Annotated in this window: 19 protein-coding genes; 7 read left to right on the top strand and 12 right to left on the bottom strand. The window is 45.4% G+C overall.

What is annotated here, in order from left to right:
• Positions 1–9 precede the first annotated feature (9 nt).
• Positions 10–1,821 carry a DNA helicase RecQ gene (gene recQ / locus IT392_12740; GenBank protein ID MCC6545341.1) on the top strand — a complete coding sequence of 604 codons (1,812 nt, stop codon included), beginning with the start codon at positions 10–12 and terminating at the stop codon, positions 1,819–1,821.
• Here recQ and IT392_12745 read toward each other — a convergent pair.
• The 12 genes from IT392_12745 to IT392_12800 all read right to left on the bottom strand — a co-directional run bounded on the left by IT392_12745 (position 1,794) and on the right by IT392_12800 (position 16,401).
• A complete protein-coding gene (locus tag IT392_12745) occupies positions 1,794–2,447 on the bottom strand; it encodes an HD domain-containing protein (GenBank protein ID MCC6545342.1) in 654 nt (217 codons plus the stop codon). The genes recQ and IT392_12745 overlap by 28 nt on opposite strands.
• 8 nt (positions 2,448–2,455) lie before the next feature.
• Positions 2,456–4,675: a hypothetical protein gene (locus tag IT392_12750; protein ID MCC6545343.1), complete on the bottom strand. Its 2,220-nt coding sequence runs from the start codon at positions 4,673–4,675 to the stop codon at positions 2,456–2,458.
• Between the two features lie 14 nt (positions 4,676–4,689).
• The gene (locus tag IT392_12755; GenBank protein MCC6545344.1) at positions 4,690–5,034 is read right to left on the bottom strand and encodes a septum formation initiator family protein; all 345 of its coding nucleotides are present in this window, start codon (positions 5,032–5,034) and stop codon (positions 4,690–4,692) included.
• Positions 5,031–6,311 carry a phosphopyruvate hydratase gene (gene eno, locus IT392_12760; GenBank protein ID MCC6545345.1) on the bottom strand — a complete coding sequence of 427 codons (1,281 nt, stop codon included), beginning with the start codon at positions 6,309–6,311 and terminating at the stop codon, positions 5,031–5,033. Before eno ends, IT392_12755 begins: the two co-directional genes overlap by 4 nt.
• A 19-nt stretch (positions 6,312–6,330) precedes the next feature.
• A complete protein-coding gene (gene gatB, locus IT392_12765; protein MCC6545346.1) occupies positions 6,331–7,764 on the bottom strand; it encodes an Asp-tRNA(Asn)/Glu-tRNA(Gln) amidotransferase subunit GatB in 1,434 nt (477 codons plus the stop codon).
• Between the two features lie 24 nt (positions 7,765–7,788).
• Positions 7,789–9,258 (bottom strand): Asp-tRNA(Asn)/Glu-tRNA(Gln) amidotransferase subunit GatA, encoded by a 1,470-nt coding sequence (gene gatA, locus IT392_12770; protein MCC6545347.1) that lies wholly within the window; start codon positions 9,256–9,258, stop codon positions 7,789–7,791.
• Between the two features lie 14 nt (positions 9,259–9,272).
• Positions 9,273–9,635, bottom strand: a complete 363-nt coding sequence (locus IT392_12775; GenBank protein MCC6545348.1) for an aspartate 1-decarboxylase — start codon at positions 9,633–9,635, stop codon at positions 9,273–9,275.
• A gap of 20 nt (positions 9,636–9,655) precedes the next feature.
• Positions 9,656–9,943, bottom strand: a complete 288-nt coding sequence (gene gatC / locus IT392_12780) for an Asp-tRNA(Asn)/Glu-tRNA(Gln) amidotransferase subunit GatC (GenBank protein ID MCC6545349.1) — start codon at positions 9,941–9,943, stop codon at positions 9,656–9,658.
• Between the two features lie 135 nt (positions 9,944–10,078).
• Entirely contained in the window at positions 10,079–12,355 is a 2,277-nt protein-coding gene (locus IT392_12785) for a UvrD-helicase domain-containing protein (GenBank protein ID MCC6545350.1), read from the bottom strand.
• Positions 12,356–12,436: 81 nt separating this feature from the next.
• Complete coding sequence (gene glmS, locus IT392_12790) at positions 12,437–14,266, bottom strand: glutamine--fructose-6-phosphate transaminase (isomerizing) (protein ID MCC6545351.1); 1,830 nt, start codon at positions 14,264–14,266, stop codon at positions 12,437–12,439.
• A gap of 60 nt (positions 14,267–14,326) precedes the next feature.
• A complete protein-coding gene (gene glmU / locus IT392_12795) occupies positions 14,327–15,727 on the bottom strand; it encodes a bifunctional UDP-N-acetylglucosamine diphosphorylase/glucosamine-1-phosphate N-acetyltransferase GlmU (GenBank protein MCC6545352.1) in 1,401 nt (466 codons plus the stop codon).
• Positions 15,728–15,729: 2 nt separating this feature from the next.
• The gene (locus tag IT392_12800; protein ID MCC6545353.1) at positions 15,730–16,401 is read right to left on the bottom strand and encodes a DUF502 domain-containing protein; all 672 of its coding nucleotides are present in this window, start codon (positions 16,399–16,401) and stop codon (positions 15,730–15,732) included.
• 173 nt (positions 16,402–16,574) lie between these two features.
• Here IT392_12800 and IT392_12805 point away from each other — a divergent pair, with 173 nt between their 5' ends.
• From IT392_12805 to IT392_12830, 6 genes are read left to right on the top strand one after another with little or no spacing between them, the layout of a single operon-like run.
• Entirely contained in the window at positions 16,575–17,216 is a 642-nt protein-coding gene (locus IT392_12805) for a dTMP kinase (protein MCC6545354.1), read from the top strand.
• Positions 17,216–18,202: a DNA polymerase III subunit delta' gene (holB, locus tag IT392_12810; protein ID MCC6545355.1), complete on the top strand. Its 987-nt coding sequence runs from the start codon at positions 17,216–17,218 to the stop codon at positions 18,200–18,202. Before IT392_12805 ends, holB begins: the two co-directional genes overlap by 1 nt.
• Positions 18,203–18,234: 32 nt before the next feature.
• On the top strand, positions 18,235–18,927 hold the full coding sequence (locus tag IT392_12815; protein ID MCC6545356.1) for a stage 0 sporulation protein: 693 nt from the start codon (positions 18,235–18,237) through the stop codon (positions 18,925–18,927).
• Complete coding sequence (metG, locus tag IT392_12820; GenBank protein ID MCC6545357.1) at positions 18,914–20,854, top strand: methionine--tRNA ligase; 1,941 nt, start codon at positions 18,914–18,916, stop codon at positions 20,852–20,854. Before IT392_12815 ends, metG begins: the two co-directional genes overlap by 14 nt.
• Before the next feature lie 8 nt (positions 20,855–20,862).
• A complete protein-coding gene (locus IT392_12825) occupies positions 20,863–21,639 on the top strand; it encodes a TatD family hydrolase (protein MCC6545358.1) in 777 nt (258 codons plus the stop codon).
• Positions 21,640–21,658: 19 nt separating this feature from the next.
• Complete coding sequence (locus tag IT392_12830; protein ID MCC6545359.1) at positions 21,659–23,113, top strand: DUF853 domain-containing protein; 1,455 nt, start codon at positions 21,659–21,661, stop codon at positions 23,111–23,113.
• Positions 23,114–23,250 lie beyond the last annotated feature (137 nt).

A 23,250-nucleotide genomic window follows, 5' to 3' on the forward strand; every position in this document is an offset into this window, starting at 1 on the left:
ACGGTTATCATGCTTGAGACATTACAGAAATACTTCGGCTTTAATAGTTTTTACCCGCTTCAGGAAGACATTATAAGGGACGCCTTGAACCGACTCGATGCATTTGTCCTTATGCCGACAGGCGGCGGCAAGTCCTTATGCTATCAACTCCCTGCCTTGCTATTTGATGGTTTAACCGTTGTCATATCTCCGCTGATTGCCTTAATGAAAGATCAGGTGGATGGTCTGATAGCAGATGGTATATCCGCAACATTCATAAACAGCTCGCTCAATTATAGAGAGATTGATTCGAGAAAACAGAGCTTGGCAGACAATGAAGTTAAAATCCTGTATATCGCCCCTGAAAGACTGGTTATGCCGGAATTTCTGCAGTTCATGCAGGGCCTGAAGGTATCCATGTTTGCTATTGACGAATCACACTGCATTTCAGAATGGGGACATGACTTCAGACCTGAATACCGGCAGTTAAGCATGTTGAAAGACAAATTCCCTGGTGTACCAGTCATGGCCCTTACAGCAACTGCCACTCCAGTAGTACAGAGAGACATTATTTCTCAATTAAGGTTAGAGAATTGTAAGGTTTACACGGCAAGCTTCAACAGGAAGAATCTGTATTATCAAATCAGACCAAAAGACAACCCATTTCGTCAGATACTCCAATATCTTGAAGAACGAAAGAAAGAATCAGGGATTATTTATTGTCAAAGCCGCAAGAGCGTTGAAGAAATTGCCCAACGACTTCAAACCAAAGGATTCAGGGCACTCCCATACCATGCCGGTCTGACTTCTGATATAAGGACTAAAAATCAGGAACGGTTTATTCATGACGATGCTGAGATCATAGTGGCAACAATTGCATTCGGGATGGGCATAGACAAGCCTAATGTCCGGTACGTCATCCACTATGACCTGCCCAAGAGCATTGAAGGGTATTATCAGGAAACAGGGCGTGCAGGAAGGGATGGTTTGAAGAGCGAATGTGTACTTTTTTTCAGTTATGCTGATAAATTCAAGCTCGAGCACTTCATTGAGCAGAAGGCTGATGAGAAGGAAAAACAATCTGCTTACAGACAATTACGGGAGATTATGGCCTATTGTGAAAGCAGGGTGTGCAGGAGAAAGATGTTACTGGCATACTTCGGCGAAGACTTCGATGAACCGGACTGCGGCAATTGTGATAACTGTTTAGAACCGGGAGAAAAGTTTGACGGCACGATTGCAGCTCAAAAGATATTATCCTGTATTTACAGGACAGGAGAACGTTTTGGAATAACTTATGTAGCAGACGTCCTGACAGGCTCCAGGAATCAGAAAATCCTTGAAAATCGTCATGATACAATCAAGACTTATGGTGTCGGTAAAGAATATCCTAAAGAACAATGGCAGTCATTCACCCGTGAATTAATTCAAGCAGGATATTTAAAACTGGATGGAGATAAATATCCTATCCTGAAATTAAATGAAAAAAGCCGCTCGGTCTTATTCAATAATGAAATGGTGTATCTGACGAAACCGGAAGAACGGATAGAAAATCGTAAGGATGAAGAGACTAAAAAGGCGGAGATTGAGTATGATAAAACTTTATTTGAACGATTAAGAACCCTGAGAAAGACGATCGCAGACAACGAACAGATACCGCCATATGTCATCTTTCACGATACTGCACTAAAAGAAATGTCAACATGTTGCCCCACAAGCCTGTATGATTTCCGGAATATCAAGGGTGTTGGTGAACAGAAACTGCAAAAATACGGAGAGATATTTGTAAAAGAGATTTCCGGCTATTTGGGGACCTATAGCTCACCCTCCCACTCCTTGTAAAACCGGTCAAGATAATCCTCCATGTACTTATGGCGTTCTTCCGCCATCTGCCTCGCAATCCTCGTATTCATCCGGTCTTTCAGGAGAAGCAGCTTCTCATAGAAGTGATTAATGCTGGGCCCGGTATTCTTGAAGTATGAATCCTTGCTCTGATGGAGGACCGGATCTTCTCCCGGCACATGTATCGGACGTTTTTTATACCCGCCATACGCAAAACATCGGGCTATCCCGACTGCCCCTATAGCATCAAGACGGTCTGCATCCTGAACAACCTTTCCTTCAACCGTTTGCATATCAGTCGCCACACCTGCGCCTTTGTATGACAGTGTCGCAATAATTTCGCATACGTGGTTCACAACATCCTCCGGCAGCTTCTGTTCCATCAGGATCTGTCTCGCTATTCTTGGCCCTACCGTATCATCACCATTATGAAACTTATGGTCTGCTATATCATGCAGGAGGGCGGCAAGCTCCACTATAAACATATCACATTTCTCTTCACGTCCCAGATGCTGTGCCATCTTCCAGACACGGTAAACATGCCACCAGTCATGACCGGAGCCTTCACCCTCAAAACGTTTTTTTACTTCTTCTGCGATAGCTGCGATGACCACATTACTATTCATATTTCACCTTATACGCACCAGCGGATTGCTTCAAACTCTTCAGTTGGCACCTCAAACGATAAGTATCCCGTCTTGGGCCACCTCTCCAATTCTTCTTCTCCACGAGATACAACCACTGCTAACTGGACTTCCTCGTTTTTTGATGCCTTAATTGATTTAAATGGTACAGCTACCTCTATTATCTCATCTGCTGCGACCTTCTCAACGTCACGGACCTTCTTCCATTGCCCTTTTTCATCTTTCTCATACTGCACTGCAGCAGCCTTACCTGTGTGAGAGATAGCAATTTCAATCCTGCTGGCATGCGGTTTTATTATATGGATGTTAAACGTTATCCTTCCATCATCAGTCACAGAGATAAGATTGGCGCATGAATCAAGCCGAAGAAAAAGATTGTCCAGGTCAAATCCATAGTATATTCCATACAGGATATTATCTACCTGGTGCATTGCACCACCGGTAGCCCGTGTGTCATAAACTCCTGCAGGCAGCCATTCATAATAGCTTGTAACCCTGCCGTCAATCTCCGGTTTGAGGAATGCTACCAGTTCCCGGGTCAGTTTACGCTCCCGCTCCCCTTTCAATAGTGATATCTTAAAGTGCTCAGGAGCCTCCTGGCCGAGTATTTTGTAAACACCCATAAGTTGAGCCCTGAAGAGCTCGTCAAATTTGTCGTCCATGCCTGAATTGTGCTCTTCTCCAAACCACCAGCACCAGTCACTACCCTCGGCAATATACATCTTCTCCCACGCCTCAGCAATCTTGTCCTTATCAATTCCATCTTCTTTTTTCACTGTGGCTGTCAGAAAGTCCCTTGTCTCTGTTACAAGATCCCATGCGGAATTATCCTCTTCATGTCCGATCCATATCTTAAAATTGTGATTGATCCAGGAACCTGGGAATAATCTTCCCATATCCCTGGCCGGAGGCTGCTCAGCAAGATAATCACCCACCCTGACAGTCTTAAACGCACTATCCCTGCTCAACCTTTCATAAAGGCATGAAAGAAAATCATGTCCGTCATTTTTATAATGTTCCCAGGCATTCTCTCCATCCAGTATTATGGAAACCAGATGGTCGCCATCATGCCATTCGACATTCTTTCTGATCCGGTGCAGCCGTGATACAAGGTCGTCAACGGCCTTCCTGGCGTCCCACTTGGAATATACAAAACCTATGAGGTCCGAGATCTGATGATCCCTGAAGATCATTGATAACCTGTGGCCTTTTCTTTCTATAGAGTATGGTTTATAGAGGGCCTCCGGCACAGGGTCCTCATCCGAAAGCCTTCTGTTGAACTGAACGTCCAATGACCTTGCCAGAATCTCTTCATCTGTTGCAATCCATTTTATCCCTGCCCGTCCCAAGATAGGTATAATTTCCTCACTGACAGAGCCCTCGGATGGCCACATCCCCTGTGGAGGGGAACCAAATATACGGGTATGATATGCGACAGCATTTTCAATCTGTGCCTTTGCATCCTCAGGATGCCTGAACCTCTTCTTAGGCAGTGATATATCGGGGATAGCAACCTTAGCAATATCTGTATCACACAGTAATGGGAGGATCGGATGATAATAGGGGGATGCTGTTACCTCAATCTGCCCTCTTTCCATCAGCTTTTTATATTCCGGTATAATCATCCTCATCACTTCTATCTGCTTATTTATCAACTCGCACTTTTCAGTCTCAGAAAAATCTCTCCCCTTTTGAATAAGGGACTTCAGGAAAGGATCATGTTCCTTAAATATTGGATCAAACCATGCAAGATTAAACCATACCTGCAGGTCAAGAAAATCCTGTGTGGTGAACCGGCGGCATGCCTTCTCAATCGCCTGCGGGGTTAGGGAATATCCCCTTCTCTCCAGGATATCCCTGTAACGTGGATAAACAAACAGCATATTATCCCACTGAAGTGAGAAGAAATTTGTTAATATAAATATCTTATCAGAGACAGTCAGTTCGGATGCCTGCTTAAGTGTCAGGTCCATATATTCATCAGTAGCCCCGCTGTCTGTGTATTTCAGTATCTGCTCTACTAATGACGGGACCATATTAATGGTCTGATGAATGTCCGGAAACTTTTCAAGCATTGCGACCATATCGTAATAATCTTTTATTCCATGCAGACGAACCCATGGCATTACAAACTTATCAGATAAAGGATCCAGATAATATGGCTGGTGCATATGCCAGAGAAAGGCTATGTGTAGTGGTCTGTCCTTCATCTATAAACCCTCTTCTATTTTTGATTTTTAATATTTGATTTATCCGGATCCTCGAACCTGTAAATGATCTCTCCTTCCTTTACAAGCCCCAGTTTTTCCCGAGCGTATGCCTCTATATAATCCGGATCTGTCTTAAGCAATTTTACTTCTTCACGTATATTTTTATTTCCTTCCTGCAGACGTTTTATATCCGCATTGATCCTGTTATACTCGCCCCTCATCTTAAGGTATTTAATGAAGCCGATGTCATAAAAAAGGAAAGAAATAATCAGGTATACAGAGGCAATCCCTGTTATTGCAAAAAACATCCATCTTTTTTGTTTCTTTGACAGACTTATATTTCCTGTAAATTTTCTCATACCTTGAAGGCCTGTCTGCCTTTGAAAATGGCCGTTTCCCCCAGTTCATCCTCTATCCTGATAAGCTGGTTATATTTGGCAAGCCTGTCAGTCCTCGATAAAGAACCTGTCTTGATCTGACCGGCATTACATGCTACCGACAGGTCAGCTATTGTTGTATCCTCTGTCTCTCCGGAGCGATGGGAAATGACTGCTGTGTATCCTGCCCTCTTCGCCATCTCAACAGAATCAAGCGTCTCTGTCAATGTCCCTATCTGATTAACCTTAACAAGTATTGAGTTGGCAACGCACTGCTTTATACCCTTCTCCAGCAATTTGACATTCGTGACAAATATATCATCTCCTACGAGCTGTACCCTGCTGCCAAGCCTTGATGTGAGCTTCTTCCATCCATCCCAGTCATCCTCTGCCAATCCGTCTTCAATAGAGATTATGGGATATCTGTTTACCAGGTCTTCATAAAAGCTGACCATATCTTCGGATGACCGGCCTTCTTTCCCCTCACCCTTGAAATAATATTTCCCTTTTTTACAAAACTCGCTTGATGCTGCATCCAGTGCTATCAGGATGTCCTCTCCCGGTCTGTAGCCCGCCTTCTCGATCGCAACGATTATCAATTGGATGGCCTCTTCATTGGACGATAAGTTCGGTGCAAAGCCTCCTTCGTCACCTGTTGACGTATTGTATTCCTTTTCATGGAGTATGCCCTTCAGGGAATGAAATACCTCAGCACCCATCCTGATTGCATCTCTTACATTATCAGTTCCGACAGGCACAATCATAAATTCCTGCAGGTCCAGGTTATTGTCAGCATGTTTTCCGCCATTCAATATATTCATCAGAGGTACAGGCAGCTCTCTTGCACTTACACCGCCAATATAGCGGTAGAGGGGGAGCCCGGTATCATCAGCCGCTGCCTTAGCTACGGCCAGAGACACACCCAGTATTGCGTTTGCCCCGAGGTTGCCCTTATTCTCCGTGCCGTCCATTTCCAGCATAATTTTGTCTATCAGTACCTGCTCGGCAACATCTATAGTGAGTATCTCAGGACCGATTCTTTCCATGATATTAGCCACCGCATTTTCCACACCCTTGCCAAGATACCGCCCCTTGTCTCCATCCCTTAGTTCCAGCGCCTCATTCTTTCCAGTCGAAGCACCTGACGGAACCGATGCCCGGCCCAAGATCCCATTTTCCAAAACAATATCTACCTCCACTGTCGGATTGCCCCGTGAATCAAGGATTTCTCTTGCATAGACATCCATTATTTCACTCATTCAAACATCTCCTTTCAGGTTAACCGTTAAGTTGTTTCTTCAACAGTTCATTCACCTTCGCCGGGTTGGCCTTTCCAGCTGACAATTTCATCACCTGTCCGACAAAAAAACCTATCAACTTATCTTTTCCGCCCCGATACGCCTCTGCTTCCTTAGGGTTTTCGGATATAACCTGTGCTATAAACTTTTCTATTTCACCTTCATCCGTAACCTGGACAAGCCCCTTTTCTTTTACTATTGCTTCAGGATCTTTCCCCGTCCTGCACATATCTTCAAATATGGTTTTGGCTATCTTACCGCTTATTACACCTTCATCTATCATCTTTATCATCCTGGACAAATGAGGAGGTCTTACAGGAGAATCATCAATGTCCGTACCTGAAAGTTTCAGCTCCCGCAGAAGATCTCCCATTATCCAGTTGCTTAAGGCCTTCGGACTGCGGTACTCCTTTACACATTCTTCAAAATAGTTCGCAAGCGCCCTTGATGCGGTAAGTACCTGTGCATCGTATTCCGGTATATCATAGTCGTGCACAAATCTCTCCCTCTTTTCATCAGGCAATTCCGGAAGTCTCTTTTTAATCTCCTCCTGCCATTCTGCTGAAACCTCCAGAGGGACTAGATCCGGTTCCGGGAAATATCTGTAATCATGTGCTTCTTCTTTTGACCTCATGGAGACTGTAACTCCCCTGTCAGTATCCCACAACCTGGTTTCCTGAACAATCCTGCCGCCACTCTCAATGACGCCTATCTGTCTGTTGATTTCATACTCCAGCGCCTTTTGTACATATCTGAAGGAATTCATATTTTTCACCTCTGCCTTAGTACCTAATGCCTTCTCTCCAGCAGGTCTTACAGATACATTAGCATCACAACGGAAACTTCCTTCCTCCATATTGCCGTCACATATTTCAAGATAGCGCACTATTTCTCTCAGCTTCTTCAGATAGCTAACAGCATCTTCTGGAGTGCGTATATCAGGTTCACTTACAATCTCAATAAGCGGTACACCAGCCCGGTTTAAATCAACGAGACTCGAATCTGCAGAACCATCATGAATGGACTTGCCTGCATCCTCTTCCATATGTATCCTGGTCAGATTAATCTTTTTTATTCCGCCATCCGCATCTATATCAATATATCCGCCTGTTGATAAGGGAAGTTCATACTGAGATATCTGGTAACCCTTGGGGAGATCAGGATAGAAATAGTTTTTCCTCGCAAAACGGCAGTATGGCTCGATCCTGCTGTCTGTGGCAATTGCCATCATAACAGCATAATTAACCGCCTCCCTGTTCAACACAGGAAGAACTCCTGGAAGACCAATACATACGGGACATGTCTGCGTATTTGGCAAAGCGCCGAATTTAGTGCTGCAGCCGCAGAATATCTTGGACCTGGTCCGGAGCTGGGCATGAACCTCAAGCCCTATTACTGCCTCGTATTTTTTCATTAAAAAAACCTTTCAACTCATTGCTCATTGCTTTGCACTCATTGCTCTTATTTTATGCCACTCAGTCGCCTGCTCATATGCATATGCTGTCTGCAATACCCTTTCTTCATCAAAGTGCCTGCCAAGTATCTGGAGTCCAACCGGCAGGTTGTCCTCCGTAAACCCGCAGGGTATGGATATCGCCGGAATCCCCGCAAGGTTTGCAGAGATTGTAAATATGTCTGACAAATACATCTGAAGAGGGTCTTCTGTCTTTTCACCAATCTTAAAGGCCGGAGTAGGGGCAGTCGGCGTCAATATTGCATCAACCCTTTCGAATGCCTTATCGAAGTCACCCTTGATGAGCGTCCGTGCCTGCTGGGCCTTCTTGTAATAAGCGTCATAATAACCTGCGCTTAGGACATAGGTCCCAAGCATTATCCTCCTCTTTACCTCTGGCCCAAAACCCTCATCCCGAGTCTTCATATACATGTCAATCAAGTTGTCAGAATCCTTCGTCCTGAGACCATATTTTGCGCCGTCATACCGGGCCAGATTAGAGCTCGCCTCTGCCGTAGCTATTATATAATAAGTTGCAACTGCATATTCTGTATGAGGGAGAGAGATCTCTTCAATAACAGCGCCAAGCCGCTCAAATACCCTGACTGCTTCTCGCAGAGAACTGTCAACAGAAGGGTTCATACCGCTGATAAAGTACTCCCGCGGTATACCAAGTTTTAGGCCCTTTATATCTCTTCCGAGCATAGCCTTATAATCCGGCACAGGAAGGTCAGCAGATGTAGAGTCCATCGGGGCATGACCGCTTATGGCATTTAACATTATTGCACAATCAGTGACATCTTTCGTCAGCGGACCTATCTGATCAAGTGATGACGCAAAGGCTACAAGCCCGTAACGCGACACCCGGCCATATGTAGGCTTCAGACCTACTACCCCGCAGAGGGCGGCAGGCTGACGGATAGAGCCCCCGGTATCTGAACCAAGCGATGCAATGCACTCGCCTGCGGCAACGGCAGCAGCCGAACCACCGCTTGAACCACCCGGGACCCTCGTAATATCCCACGGATTTCTGGTTACCCTGTACGATGAGTTTTCAGTGGAGGAGCCCATGGCAAACTCATCCATGTTTGTCATACCTGTATGGACATATCCCCTGGTCTTAAGTCTCTCTATAACATCAGCAGTATAGGGCGGGCGAAAACCCTGAAGAATCCTGGATGCACACGTAGTCTGAATTCCCTCCGTACACATATTATCTTTTATGGCTATTGGAATACCGGTAAGTATTGGAAAGTCTTCTTTATCATGAATTATCCGGTCAGATGTTTTAGCCTGCTCAAACGCCTTATCGGCACATAATAATACATATGCCCTGACCTTATCCTCAACTTCATCAATGCGCGAGAAGACAGATTCTGTTATTTCCTTTGCTGACACCTCCTTTTTCTTCAGGAGATCGTGCAGTTCATGTATGGTAAGTTTATAGAGGTCCATCTTGATTAGTCTCTCTATATATCCCCTATTCTCTTGATTTTATTTTTCTCATCCACAATTATTATCTTTGGTTTGAACGCCTTCATCTCTTCCTCATTGAAAGACTCGTAGCAGAATATAACGATCTTGTCACCAACAATCCCTTTTCTTGCAGTTGGACCATTGAGGCAGACCTGACCGCTCCCATTAGGGCCCGGTATTACATAAGTCTCAAACCTTTCCCCATTATGCAGATTAGACACCATAACCTGTTCATAGGGAAGAATACCTGCAGCCTTAATGAGATCTTCATCAATAGTTATACTACCTTCATAGGATAAATTTGCTTCAGTTACAGTAGCCCTGTGGATCTTTGCCCTCAACATCACCCTTAACAAGTTAAACCTCCCTTTTAAATTTACTCTATCACCTTCGGTACCCTGAAAAATTCCTCTGTCCTGTCCGGTGCATTACCAAGCGCCTTTTCCCTATCAAGAGATATTTTAACCTCATCCTCCCGAAGGACATTTTTAATCGGCAGGACATGAGATGTGGGATCAATATTTTTTGTATCAAGTTCATTCAACTTCTCTACATATGTCAGGATATTGCTAAGCTGACCAGTGAGGGTATCTATCTCCTCATCTCTCAGTGCCAGCCGGGCTAATTTAGCAACATGCTCTACTTCTTTGCGTGTTATTTTCAACTGGAAATGCACCTTTCAAATCCCCCCTTACCCCCCTTTTCCAAAGGGGGGAATCTTATTTCTCCCTCTGAAAACGGGGGATCTCGTTTCCCCCTTTGGAAAAGGGGGTTTGAGGGGGATTTTCTATAACAATTCTTATACTGTCTGTAAATTAGCAAATTTTACGGCAAGCTGCTTTGAGCCTACCGAATTAAACTTCACAACTACCTTTTCTTCCTCACCGTGTCCCTCAGACTTCTCTACGACACCGACTCCCCACAACTGATGATTAACACGATCCCCGGCCTTGAATCTTCCCTGCCCCCAACTTACCCGCGTGGTATTCATGTTGTCCCGGTAAACAGGCCTATTATACATAGGAGGGTTATCTATTTCTATCCTTATTTTTTTATTTCCCCTGATATCTCTGATGAACCTCGATTCAGTTCTTTCCATCAACTGGCCAAAGATATTCCTCCTCTTTGCCCCCGTAATAAACAACTTCTCCCTTGCCCGCGTAATACCGACGTAGCATAATCTCCGCTCTTCTTCGATAGCCTCCGTATTATCCATACTCCCCGCATGTGGAAGCATCCCCTCTTCAAGTCCGGTAATAAACACAACCGGAAATTCAAGACCCTTTGCACTGTGAAGGGTCATCAGGGCTATATTATCCGATGACTTAAGTTCTGGATCATCAGAGCTGCTGAAGAGGCTGGCCTCATCCAGAAATCCACAGAGATCCATACCAGGCATCCTCTCCTCATATCTTTTTACTGCCGCAAGGAGTTCCATTATATTTTCTATACGGTCTTCCCCTTTTTCATCTTTCTTCAATGCATCAAGGTATCCTGACACCTCAAATAAAGACTTCACAAATTCCGAAGGAGACAATTCCCGTACTAGTCCTGTCAGCCGCTCCATTATATCCGCAAATACCTTTAACCTGGGATTATCTGCAGATAATTTCAGTACTCCTTCATATAACGACGCCTGAGATATGCCTGCATATTCTTCAACGGACTTTACTGTCACCGCACCAATACCCCTGTGGGGGACATTTATTATCCTGCGCAGATTGATATCATCTTCAGGATGAAGAGATGCCTTGACATAAGCCATTATATCCTTGATCTCTTTTCTCTCATAGAATTTAAGGCCGCCGACAATAATGTACGGAATCCCCGACTCAATCATAATCTCTTCCAGTATGCGCGACTGGGCGTTAGTCCTGTAAAGAATGGCAATATCTCTCCCCTTCCGTCCATTCTTCATCTCTGATCTTATACAGCGCGCCACATACTTGGCCTCTTCCCTCTCGTCATCGGTCCTGCGGTAATCAACAGGCTCCCCCTCTGGATTCTCGGTCCATAATTTCTTTACATGCCTCCCTGTATTTCTTTCTATCACCGTACCGGCAATATCAAGGATTGAAGTGGTCGAGCGATAGTTTTGCTCAAGCCTGATAACAGTTGCAGAAGGAAAATCGGTCTCAAAACTTAGTATGTTCTGCAGTTCTGCGCCACGGAAACGGTAAATACTCTGATCATCATCTCCTACTACACAAAGGTTCTGATATTTTTCTGTCAGCCGCCTGATAAGTTTGTACTGGGCGGCATTTGTGTCCTGATATTCATCAACCAAAACATACTGAAATAGCTCCTGATACTTCCGGAGTATCTCCTCATTCGTCTCAAGGAGTTCAACACATTTCATTATAAGGTCATCAAAATCCATTGCGTGCCGGCTTACAAGTTTTTCCTGATAGAGCCTGTAGACCTTTAATGCCTTATCATCCATTCCAAAGCCCTTTGACGTCTTTGCAAACTCGTCAGGGGTTATCAACCTGTTTTTCAAGTGCGAGACCCTGTTTGAAATCGAATTTGCCGGGTATAGCTCATCATTTATATTGAGTTCCTTTACACATTCTCTGACGAGATCCATCTGATCAGACTTGTCATATATGTAAAAATCGTTCCTGAAACCAAGGGCACTTCCATGCCTCCTTAACAGGCGCAGACAGATAGAATGAAATGTGCCAATCCAGAGCCCGGCAATATGACTCCCTTCCCCTGACCTGACGTCCCTGCTTACAGCGTCGCTTACCCTTGCAATACGCTCCTTCATCTCTTCAGCAGCCTTATTGGTAAATGTTACGGCAAGTATATTTGACGGAGATACGCCTCTGTTGAATATAAGATTGGCAATGCGACAGGTTATAACACGGGTCTTGCCGCTGCCTGCACCTGCAAGTATAAGAAGGGGACCCTCTGTATGCTCAACCGCTTTTTTCTGCGGAGGATTAAGATTATTAAAAAAGTCTTTTGCGTTCACTCGAAATAGCCTTTCAAATCCCCCCTTACCCCCCTTTTCTAAAGTGGGGCAACTAATTTCCCCCTTTGAAAAAGGGGGAGTAAGGGGGATTATTTTCATACCCATTTGTGAGTTCCGGCTCATGACGGTTCTGCTCATTGCTCATTGCTTTCCACTCATTGTTATAAATCAAGTCGGACTTCACTCCACCGTAACACTCTTGGCTAAATTCCTCGGCTGGTCTACATCGCAGCCTCTTATGACTGCAATATGATATGCAAACAATTGAAGCGGGATGGCAAGTAGAACCGGCATAAGTAAATGATCAAATTCAGGCAGATAAAACACATGGTCTACCCGTCCTGTAATGTCCTGATCCCCTTCTGTTGCAAAGGCGATTACCTTGCCGCCCCTTGCCTTGACCTCCATTATATTGCTCAATACTTTGTCATATACGCTGTTTTTTGAGATGAGTACTATCAAAGGCATCTGGTCATCTATGAGCGCTATAGGGCCATGCTTCATCTCACCGGCAGGATAGCCTTCGGCATGTATATATGATATCTCCTTTAACTTTAATGCCCCCTCAAGCGCTATCGGATAGTCAGGCCCCCGCCCAAGATATAAAAAATCCTTGTAATTAAAATATGCCCTGGCTATCTCCTCGATCTGGTCATTCTTCTCCAGCAGTTTCTCTGCAAGGTTGGGCAACCGGGACAAGAGGTCCAATCGGCGAATCCCTTCATCCTGAGACACCATACCCTTTGTACGGCCAAGATACAGGGCAAATAAATAGAGGGCCACAAGCTGTGTTGTGAATGTCTTGGTTGCGGCAACGCCTATTTCCGGGCCGGCATGTGTATATATTACTCCGTTTGATTCCCTTGCTGCCGTACTCCCGACAACATTACAGATTACGAATGCCTTGCCCTTTTTACCCCTTGCCTCGCGAATAGCAGCCAGTGTGTCTGCAGTTTCCCCTGACTGAGTAATAGCGATGAGCAGACTATTTTCATCTATTATAGGATCGCGGTATCTGAACTCAGACGCGACATCTACCTCAACAGGTATCCTTGCCATCTCCTCTATCATGAACTTCCCAACAAGCGCCGCATGCCATGATGTTCCGCATGCTACGATATAAATGCGGCTGAGCTTTTGAATATCAGATACTGACATTCCGACTTCATCCAGGTACACATCACCGGTGTCATGGGACACCCTGCCGCGTATAGTATCCGTAATCGCCCTGGATTGTTCGTATATCTCTTTAAGCATAAAGTGCTTATAGCCGCCCTTCTCAGCCATAACTGGATTCCACATCACCCTGGACAATTCTTTTTCAATTGGATTGCCGTCAATATCCATAATCTGAATACCTTCAGGGGTAAGGGTGATAATCTCCCTGTCATCTAAAAATATCACATCCCTTGTATGGCTTAGGATTGCAGGTATGTCGGATGCCAGAAATGCCCCGCCCTGACTCAATCCTGCCACTAACGGACAACCATTCCTGGCGCCAACAAGAATCTCAGGTTCTTCCTGGCGAAATGCAGCAATCGCATACGCCCCCTTTATCTCCATGACAGACTCCTGCACTGCCTGAACCAGTGAAAGACCCTTTTTTACCTGCCTGTCTATCAGGTGGGCAATGACTTCCGTATCTGTTTCTGAGGAAAAGTGACAACCTTCAGCGATAAGATCTTTCTTGAGTTGAGCATAATTCTCGATAATCCCGTTATGTACAACTACAATATTTCCCACCCTGTGAGGATGCGCATTCTCTTCTGATGGGCGTCCATGAGTCGCCCATCTCGTATGTCCGATGCCAATTGTGCTGTACAACTTCTGTCCGGATAAAGCAATCTCAAGATTTATGAGTTTGCCGACACACCTGCGCACATCAATCTTGCCATCCTGGATAAACGCAATACCCGCCGAGTCATACCCCCTGTACTCAAGCCTTTTAAGGCCTTCAATAAGGATAGGCACTACATTCTGATTGCCGATGTACCCAATTATCCCGCACATATCACCCCTCCTGATTCATCTTTATGCACTCATTGCTCATTGCCAAGTACTCATTGCTTCTTAATGCTCATTGCTTTTTTTACTCTTCTTTTTCCTCTCCTCCACCCAGCCTTCTCTGTTCTCCTGCTCAACACGACTAATGGCAAGGGCGCCGGGCGGGACATCTTTTGTAACAGTTGAACCTGCGGCTACAAAGGCCCCTTCTCCAACCTCAACAGGGGCTATAAGCTGAACATCACTTCCAATGAATACCCGGTCTCCAATGATCGTCTTGTACTTATTCTTTCCGTCATAGTTGCAGGTTATTGTCCCAGCGCCGATATTAACACCACTTCCAATCTCTGAATCACCAAGATAGGTGAGGTGATTGGCCTTGGAACCATCTCCCATAACAGTCTTCTTGAGTTCAACATAATTCCCAACCCTGACATTCTTCTCCAGGGTGCATCCCGGTCTTAAATGCGCAAAGGGTCCAACCTGGGCATTGTCACCAACAATACTTTCTTCAATAACACAGGAATCTTTTAATAACACACCGGACCCTATGCGGCTGTTCACAATCGTGTTATTTGAGAAGATTACGCTCCCGTCTCCTATTGACGTATTACCCTGGATTACTGTGCCGGGATAGATCGTCACATCCTGTCCTATGCTGACATCGGTATCAATATATGAGTTATCCGCGTTGATAAAAGTAATACCATTCAGCATATGCCTGTTATTAATCCGCCTCCTCATTATGCCTTCTGCCCTGGCAAGTTCAATCCGGCTGTTAATCCCCATCACCTCTTGTGAGTCATTCGTTTTATAGGCAGAGACTTTAAGTCCTTTTTTAAGGCCTATTTCGATACTGTCAGTGAGATAGAACTCTTTCTGGGAATTCTCTGACCTGATCTCATATATAACCGAGGATAAGAGGGTGCTGTCAAAGGCATAAATACCGGTATTTACCTCTCTGATCTGCTTAATGTCGTCATCCGCATCCCTGTCCTCAACTATCCGTGCAATAGAACCATCAGGTCTTCGGACAATCCTCCCGTAACCTGACGGGTCTTCCACATCTGTCGTAAGCACTGTCAAGGATGACCCCTCCTTCTCATGCATGACAAGGAGACCTTTGACAGTCTCAGGTGTTATAAGAGGGACATCGCCGCACAAAATAAGAACTGTCCCTTTATAATCTTTCAGAGAATCCATTCCTGTTTTTACTGCATCGGCAGTACCATCCTGCCGTATCTGCAAGACAATCTCCACATCCGTTCCGGCCAGGGCATCCTTTACCGTGTCAGCCTGATGACCCACTACCACTATAATTTTTTCTGAATGCAACCCTTCAGCAACACTGACAGGGTAGAGGAACATCGGCTTTCCCGATACAGGATGGAGTACCTTGGCAAGACCGGATTTCATCCTCTTACCAAGCCCTGCTGCCAGTATAATAGTTGCTAAATTCTTGCTCATAGTCAGACCTTAACCCCGGCCTCTTTGGAATCCCCTGCCTTTGTTGAAGAAAATCCCTCCGGTCCCTTGTGCTGTTTCGCGTCTTTCAGGTGAGGAGGCGTGTAAAGCCCACCTGAGATCAGCATCTTCATCGCATCCTCCACACCCATGCTAAGCGGTGTTACCTTGTTTTCAGGTACAAATATAAAATATCCTGTTGTTGGATTAGGTGTAGTAGGAATAAAGACATTAACCACAGTCTCCGTAGTTAAATTCTGGACTTCACCGCGGGTCACACCTGTGATAAAACCCAGGGAATAGACACCATCCCTCGGAAATTCTACAATGACAACGCGGTTAAAATGCTCCTTCCCCTGAAGCGATAAGGTGTCAACAATATGCTTGAATACAGTATAAATGCTCCTGACCAGCGGTACCCTGTTCATCGCCCGCTCCGACAGGTTCATCACCTTTTTCCCGATAAAATTGGTTGTCAGCACCCCGACCAGAAAGATCAGGATAACGAGCGTTATAATCCCCATTCCCGGGATATAGTACTTACCAATCCCTTTGAGGGAGTCGCCGAGAAAGCCTTCAAGGAATCTGAGGAGCGTTGATAATACGAGATACGTACCCCAGATAGGTGTAATGACTAAAAGACCGGTGATGAAATATCTCTTTAGTTGACCTTTCATTATATTACGACATAATACAATATAAGGGCTGATAGTATCAAGCAATTTATAGAAGAAACCATGGACACGCTTGCCAACTTACGACCCGCTGTATTTACTTCGTGGCGATTGGCACCCTCATTTTTCAGCGTCAACCGTTTGATATTTATCTGATCATACGTTATCATGGTCAAATGGAGGGGAAATTTATAACATTTGAAGGCATAGAAGGGTGCGGCAAGACGACCCAGGCAAAACTCCTGGTCCAATATCTCGAGGGAAAAGGATACCGTGTATTGATGACCAGAGAGCCGGGCGGCACAGCTATCAGCGAGGCTGTCCGGGAGATTCTGCTTTCCACTGATTTCAGCAATATGCATCCTCATACCGAAGTCCTTTTATATCTTGCAAGCAGGGCGCAGCATGTAAATGAAGTAATCAGACCCGCATTAGATGATGGTAAGATAATTGTTTGTGACAGATTCTCTGATTCCACCTTTGTTTATCAATCTCTCGTAAGAGGTTTAGACATGCACATGATCAAGTCTATTAACAGATTTGCAACTGGAAAACTCTCACCTCACTTAACCTTTGTGTTGGATATAGACCCTGAAGAAGGATTAAGGCGAGCAAGGTCACGAAATCAGAAGAATATGAGGGAAGAAGACAGGATTGAGAAGGAGGCCATGGATTTTCATCAGAGGGTAAGGGAAGGCTATCTCAAATGGGCCGCAGAAAATCCTGACCGGTTATATGTAGTCCGGTCAGACAGGGAAAAAGAAGAGGTGCATGAGGAAATAGTTGGACTGATGGAGAAGACAGGGAAATTTCAATAATGGGTTTTAAAGAGATCAGAGGCCAGGAAAGGGCAATAAATATACTTAAACGGGCAATAGCAACTGACCATGCAGCTCATGCGTACATCTTCCATGGACCGGAGGGTGTTGGCAAGAAGCTTGCGGCAATGACTTTTGCAATGGCAATGAATTGTACTGAAGACAAAGGCGATGCCTGCGGTCAATGTATTTCATGCAGAAAGATCTCATCAGGGATACATCCTGACTTTACATTACTTGACCAGGATAGCGGCGATATCAAGATCGCTGCAATAAGGGATTTAATAAACGGGATGGTATATAAACCACTCGAGGCAAAAAAACGGGTGATAATAGTGAATGGGGCTGAAAGATTTAACCTCTCTTCATCCAATGCCTTTCTTAAGACCCTTGAAGAACCGCCTGCAAACACAGTTATAATCCTCATAAGTTCAAGCCCTGACATGTTACTTCAAACCATCCTGTCAAGATGTCAGAAGATCTCGTTCAGTCAAATTCCTCCTGACATTATTGCCGGCATTTTAATGGATAAGATGGGTATTGAAGAAGTACAGGCTGATTTTGTTTCCTGCATGTCAGATGGAAGTCCCGGCAAGGCAATATCCTTAGCATCAGAAGATATCCAGCAGATACGGCTTCACATTTTAAACGGGATATTCACAACGAACAGGGAAAGCAGAGGTGCCGTATTTGAGTTATCAGAAAAATATTCAAAAGACGACGACTCCTTTTACAATGTCCTCTTTTGGATCATAACCTGCCTGAGAGACATGCTCATATTGAAGGAAAATGGAGACTCCGGCCTCATCATCAACAAAGACGTGAGCAGAATCCTGACGGATTTAAAAAACAGGATGAGCCTGGAGAGGCTGCTTGATATAATGGGAATGGTAAAGTCCGTTTATAAGGGACAGGAGAGGAATATGAACAGACAACTTGCCCTGGATGTGCTGGGCAATAAAATTGCTGACGGAATATCCGTATAAAGCAGAACCGTCAAACCTTGCGGGAGCAACAAATGGAAGAAAACAATAATATAGAAACAGCACCGTTGAAAGAAGGTATAAAGATAGTCGGTATCAGAAGCAGGGACCGTGGAGTTATAGTGCACTTTGATCCTCAGGATATTATCGCCCGTGTAGGTGACTATGTTGTTACAGAAGGAGAATATGGAGAAGAGATTGGACGCGTAGTGTCGCCGCCAAGATATGTCCTGAAAGTGCTCAACAATAAACCACTCAAAAAGATATTACGTACGGCTGTCAGTGATGACTTACAAAAACTTGAATCCCATTCAAAGATGGAACAGGAGGCCTTTTCATACTGTAATGAGCGCATATCGGACAGAAGACTCCAGATGAAACTGATAGACGTTGAATTTTCATTCAATGAAAGCAGGATATCTTTCTACTTTTCTGCTGACACACGAATAGACTTCAGGGAACTGGTTAAGGATCTTGCTTATAAATTCAATGCACGCATTGAATTAAGACAGGTAGGGATCAGGGATGAGGCAAGGATGATAAGCGGTTTTGGCACATGCGGACGCCCTTTGTGCTGCGCTACATTCCTGAAAGAATTCACCACTGTATCTATAAAAATGGCAAGGGAGCAGGGCATCGTGATCAATCCCGTCAAGATATCCGGGATGTGTGGAAGGCTTATGTGCTGTATCGCCTATGAACAGGGAAGCAAGAATGACAAAAGGTAAATTCATAACGACTCCTATCTATTATGTCAACGATGTACCGCACATAGGTCATGCATACACTACAGTGGCCGCTGATGTCCTTGCAAGGTACTATAGGATGTGTGGTCATGAAGTCATGTTCCTTACAGGGACCGATGAGCACGGACAGAAAGTACAGGAGGCTGCGGCACGACACGGTAAATCTCCTGAGTCATATGTAGATGAACTTGTTGTAAGATTCAGTGAACTCTGGAAGTCGCTTCACATATCAAACGACGACTTTATACGTACAACAGAGGAAAGGCACATAAGGGTTGTACAGGGGGCTTTAGATCTCCTGTTCAAAAAAGGTGATATATATAAAGACACCTATGAGGGTTGGTATTGCCTTCCTGATGAACGTTTCTGGACAGAGAAGGACCTTGCAGATGGGAAATGTCCTGAGTGCGGCAGGGGTGTTGAAAAGATCTCCGAGAGCAACTATTTCTTCCGTATGGGAAGATACCAGGCGTGGCTTACAGACTATATAAACAACCATCCTGATTATATCCAGCCGGTATCGAGAAGGAATGAAGTGCTGGGTTTCCTTCAAAACCAGCTTGGAGACCTCTGCATATCAAGACCAAAGGCACGGCTGTCATGGGGGATACCCCTCCCGTTCGATAATGAATACGTGACATATGTCTGGTTTGATGCCCTTGTAAACTATATATCTGTGCCAGGTTATCTCTCTGATATGGACAGATTCACGAAGTGGTGGCCTGCTGACTTCCACCTCATTGGCAAGGACATACTCACCACTCACTCTGTATACTGGTCCACAATGCTGAAGGCACTGGGTGCCGAACTTCCAAAGACCATCTTTGCACATGGATGGTGGACTGTAGAGGGTGAGAAGATGTCAAAGAGCCGCGGGAACGTGGTTAATCCCGTTGACATTATACGGGAGTTTGGAGTTGACCAGTTCAGATATTTCCTCATGCGTGAGGTAACGTTCGGACTTGACGGTGATTTCTCGAAGGATGCAATGATAAGAAGGATCAACAGCGACCTTGCAAATGACCTTGGAAATCTCCTGAACAGGACTATATCAATGATAGAAAAATATTGTGACGGGACGATTCCATCGCCTTCAGCATCTGCATCTGCAACTTCTCAGGACATGACTATCAGAGGCTCCGCAGAAGGTCTTTCCGTTAAGGTCGCCGGCTTCATGGAGAGGCTTGAGTACAACAAGGTCTTAAATGCTTTATGGGAGGTGATAGGCTCAGCCAACAGATATATTGATGAATCTGCACCCTGGACACTGGCTAAGTATGCATCAAAGAGGGAGCGTCTTGCTACAGTCCTCTATAATTCGGCAGAGGTGCTGCGCATAATCACCCTGCACATTTTCCCTTATATGCCTGAGACGGCTAAAGAGATGTGGCATCAGCTCGGTATAGAGGAAGATATTGAATCAGTCAGCCTTGATTCGTCAAGTAAATGGTGCGGCCTTAAGTCAGGACTGCGTGTCAAAAAGGGAAGGGTATTATTTCCGAGGATAGATACTGAAATTAAAAGTGAGGGGTCAAAGATAATGGATGAGATAAAAGAAACTGCAGTAGAAAAACCGGTAGTCAGTGATACCATCTCTATTGAAGATTTTGCAAAGATCAAACTCAGGGTGGGAAAGATAATCAGTGCAGAAGGCGTCCCGAATTCAAAGAAACTTATTAAACTGATGATAGATATTGGAGATGAAAAGAGACAGTTGGTTGCAGGCATAGCATTACATTACAAGCCGGAAGAGATCGTGGGGAAGAGTGTTGTCATAGTGGCAAACCTTAAACCTGCAAAGCTTATGGGCATAGAGTCACAGGGGATGGTGCTGGCGGCAAGCAGCGGAGACACACTGACATTACTGCAGCCGGGTCAGGATATACAGCCTGGAGCAGTTGTCAAGTAGGTCAGCATATGCTAATAGACACCCACTGCCACCTGACCATGCCTGACTACGAGGCTGACAGGCCAACCGTAATACAACGTGCAATTGATGCCGGTATCTCTCATCTGATAACGATCGGCACTGACATAGAAGACAGCAGGCAGGCAATCGCCGTCGCAGAACAACACGACAACATCTACGCCGCCGTTGGTATTCACCCTCATGACGTAAAAGAGATCACAAATACTGACAAAATATCTGATACTATTAAAGAGCTTGCATCAAACAAAAAGGTAGTAGCCCTTGGAGAGACAGGTCTTGATTACCACTACATGCATTCCGAGGCCAAAATCCAGCAGGACCACTTCAGGCTTGAGATAAACCTGGCGAAATCCCTTGGACTCCCTGTTATCGTCCACAGCCGGGAGGCACAGGACGACACTCTTCAAATCCTGAAGGAAGAAAGTGTCGGGACAACCGGCGGAGTATTGCATTGCTTCTCAGGCGGCATGGAGATGGCAGAAAAGGCGATGGAGATGGGACTCTACATTTCTTTCTCCGGAGTAATCACATTTAAAAATGCCCGTAATATACTCGACATCGTGAAGGCAATTCCAATCAACAGGATACTGATTGAGACAGATGCACCCTTTCTGACCCCGGTCCCCTACAGAGGGAAGAGGAACGAACCAGCGTATGTCAGACAGGTGGCAGAAAAGATTGCAGAGGTAAAAGGTATCTCACTGGAAGAGCTGGGAAGGGCTGTAATGAGCAACGCATCAAGATTGTTCAAGATTACAATTTAAAAAAGAGGTGAACACTGATATGTCAGAGCCTATATTGATAGCCAGAGGAAACAGGGATCTGTTCCTCCTCCCTAAGATGGCCAACCGGCACGGTCTCATTGCAGGGGCCACAGGAACCGGAAAAACAGTTACACTTCAGGTAATGGCTGAGAACTTCAGCAGGGCAGGAGTTCCTGTTTTCATGGCTGACATCAAGGGGGACCTCTCAGGTATAAGCCAGCCGGGGACAGAAAAGCCAAAGATCGTGGAACGGGTTAAGCAGCTCGGGTTGACAGGTTTCAGTTATTACGCCTCCCCGGTGATATTCTGGGATGTATTCGGAGTACAGGGGCATCCTGTAAGAACCACCGTCTCAGAGATGGGGCCGCTCCTCTTCAGCCGGCTGCTGAACCTCAATGAAACCCAGAGCAGTATACTTTCGATGGTATATAAGATAGCTGATGACAACGGCATGCTCCTGCTGGATCTTAAAGATCTGCGTTCAATGGTTCAGTATGTCGGAGATAATGCCGGCGAGTTCACTACCAGTTATGGAAGGGTCTCAACGGCCAGCATTGGTGCGGTACAGCGAGGTCTGATGGCCCTGGAAGAGCAAAGCGGCGACAGGCTTTTTGGAGAGCCTGCACTGAACCTTGACGATTTGATACAGACGGACACTGATGGCAAAGGCATAATCAATATTCTCGCCGCTGATAAATTGATGCAGTCACCAAAGATGTATGCAACCTTTTTACTATGGCTCCTTTCCGAACTGTTCGAGCAGCTCCCCGAGGTTGGAGATCTGGAAAAACCCAAACTGGTTTTCTTCTTTGATGAGGCCCATCTCCTGTTTGAAGATGCGCCGTCGGTGTTGCAGGATAAGATCGAACAGGTGGTTAGACTGATACGTTCAAAAGGTGTAGGGGTTTACTTCATCAGTCAGAACCCCCTTGATCTACCGGACAAGGTACTCGGACAACTCGGCAACCGTGTCCAGCATGCCCTGCGTGCATTTACCCCACGGGATCAGAAGGCAGTGAGGGCTGCTGCAGAGACATTCCGGAGCAATCCCGGGCTTGACGTAACAGCTGCAATAACTGAACTGGGTGTGGGCGAGGCGCTGGTATCCATGCTCGATGAAAAGGGGGCCCCCGGTATTGTAGAACGGGCATTCATCCTTCCGCCGCATAGTCAAATTGGCCCCATCAACAATGGTGTCAGGGAAATGGTTATCCGCCGGTCGGCTATTTACGGTCATTATGAAAATTCTGTTGACCGTGAGTCGGCTTATGAGATGCTGAAAAAACGTGCGGAACATGCAGCTCTGAACACCGCCAGGCAAGAACCAACTTCATCCGGAGGCAACAGGGCTGGACGCAAGCCGGACTCATTGGTGGAGGTAATGGCCAAAAGCGCAGCCCGTGCCATTGGAAGCAAGGTAGGCCGTGAGATCATGCGGGGAGTTCTTGGGTCAATATTCGGGAAAAGGAGTTAGCGAGGATATTGGGGTTGTGTCCCGATTCGTGTGGAAAATGACATATCCCGGTATCCATGGTTATTAAATGACCTCCACATTTGCCTTTAAATCAATGATCTTTAGTCGTCCCATATCTGAGTATACCCCTTTAAGCA

Source organism: Nitrospirota bacterium (assembly GCA_020846775.1).
Lineage (GTDB): Bacteria > Nitrospirota > 9FT-COMBO-42-15 > HDB-SIOI813 > HDB-SIOI813 > RBG-16-43-11.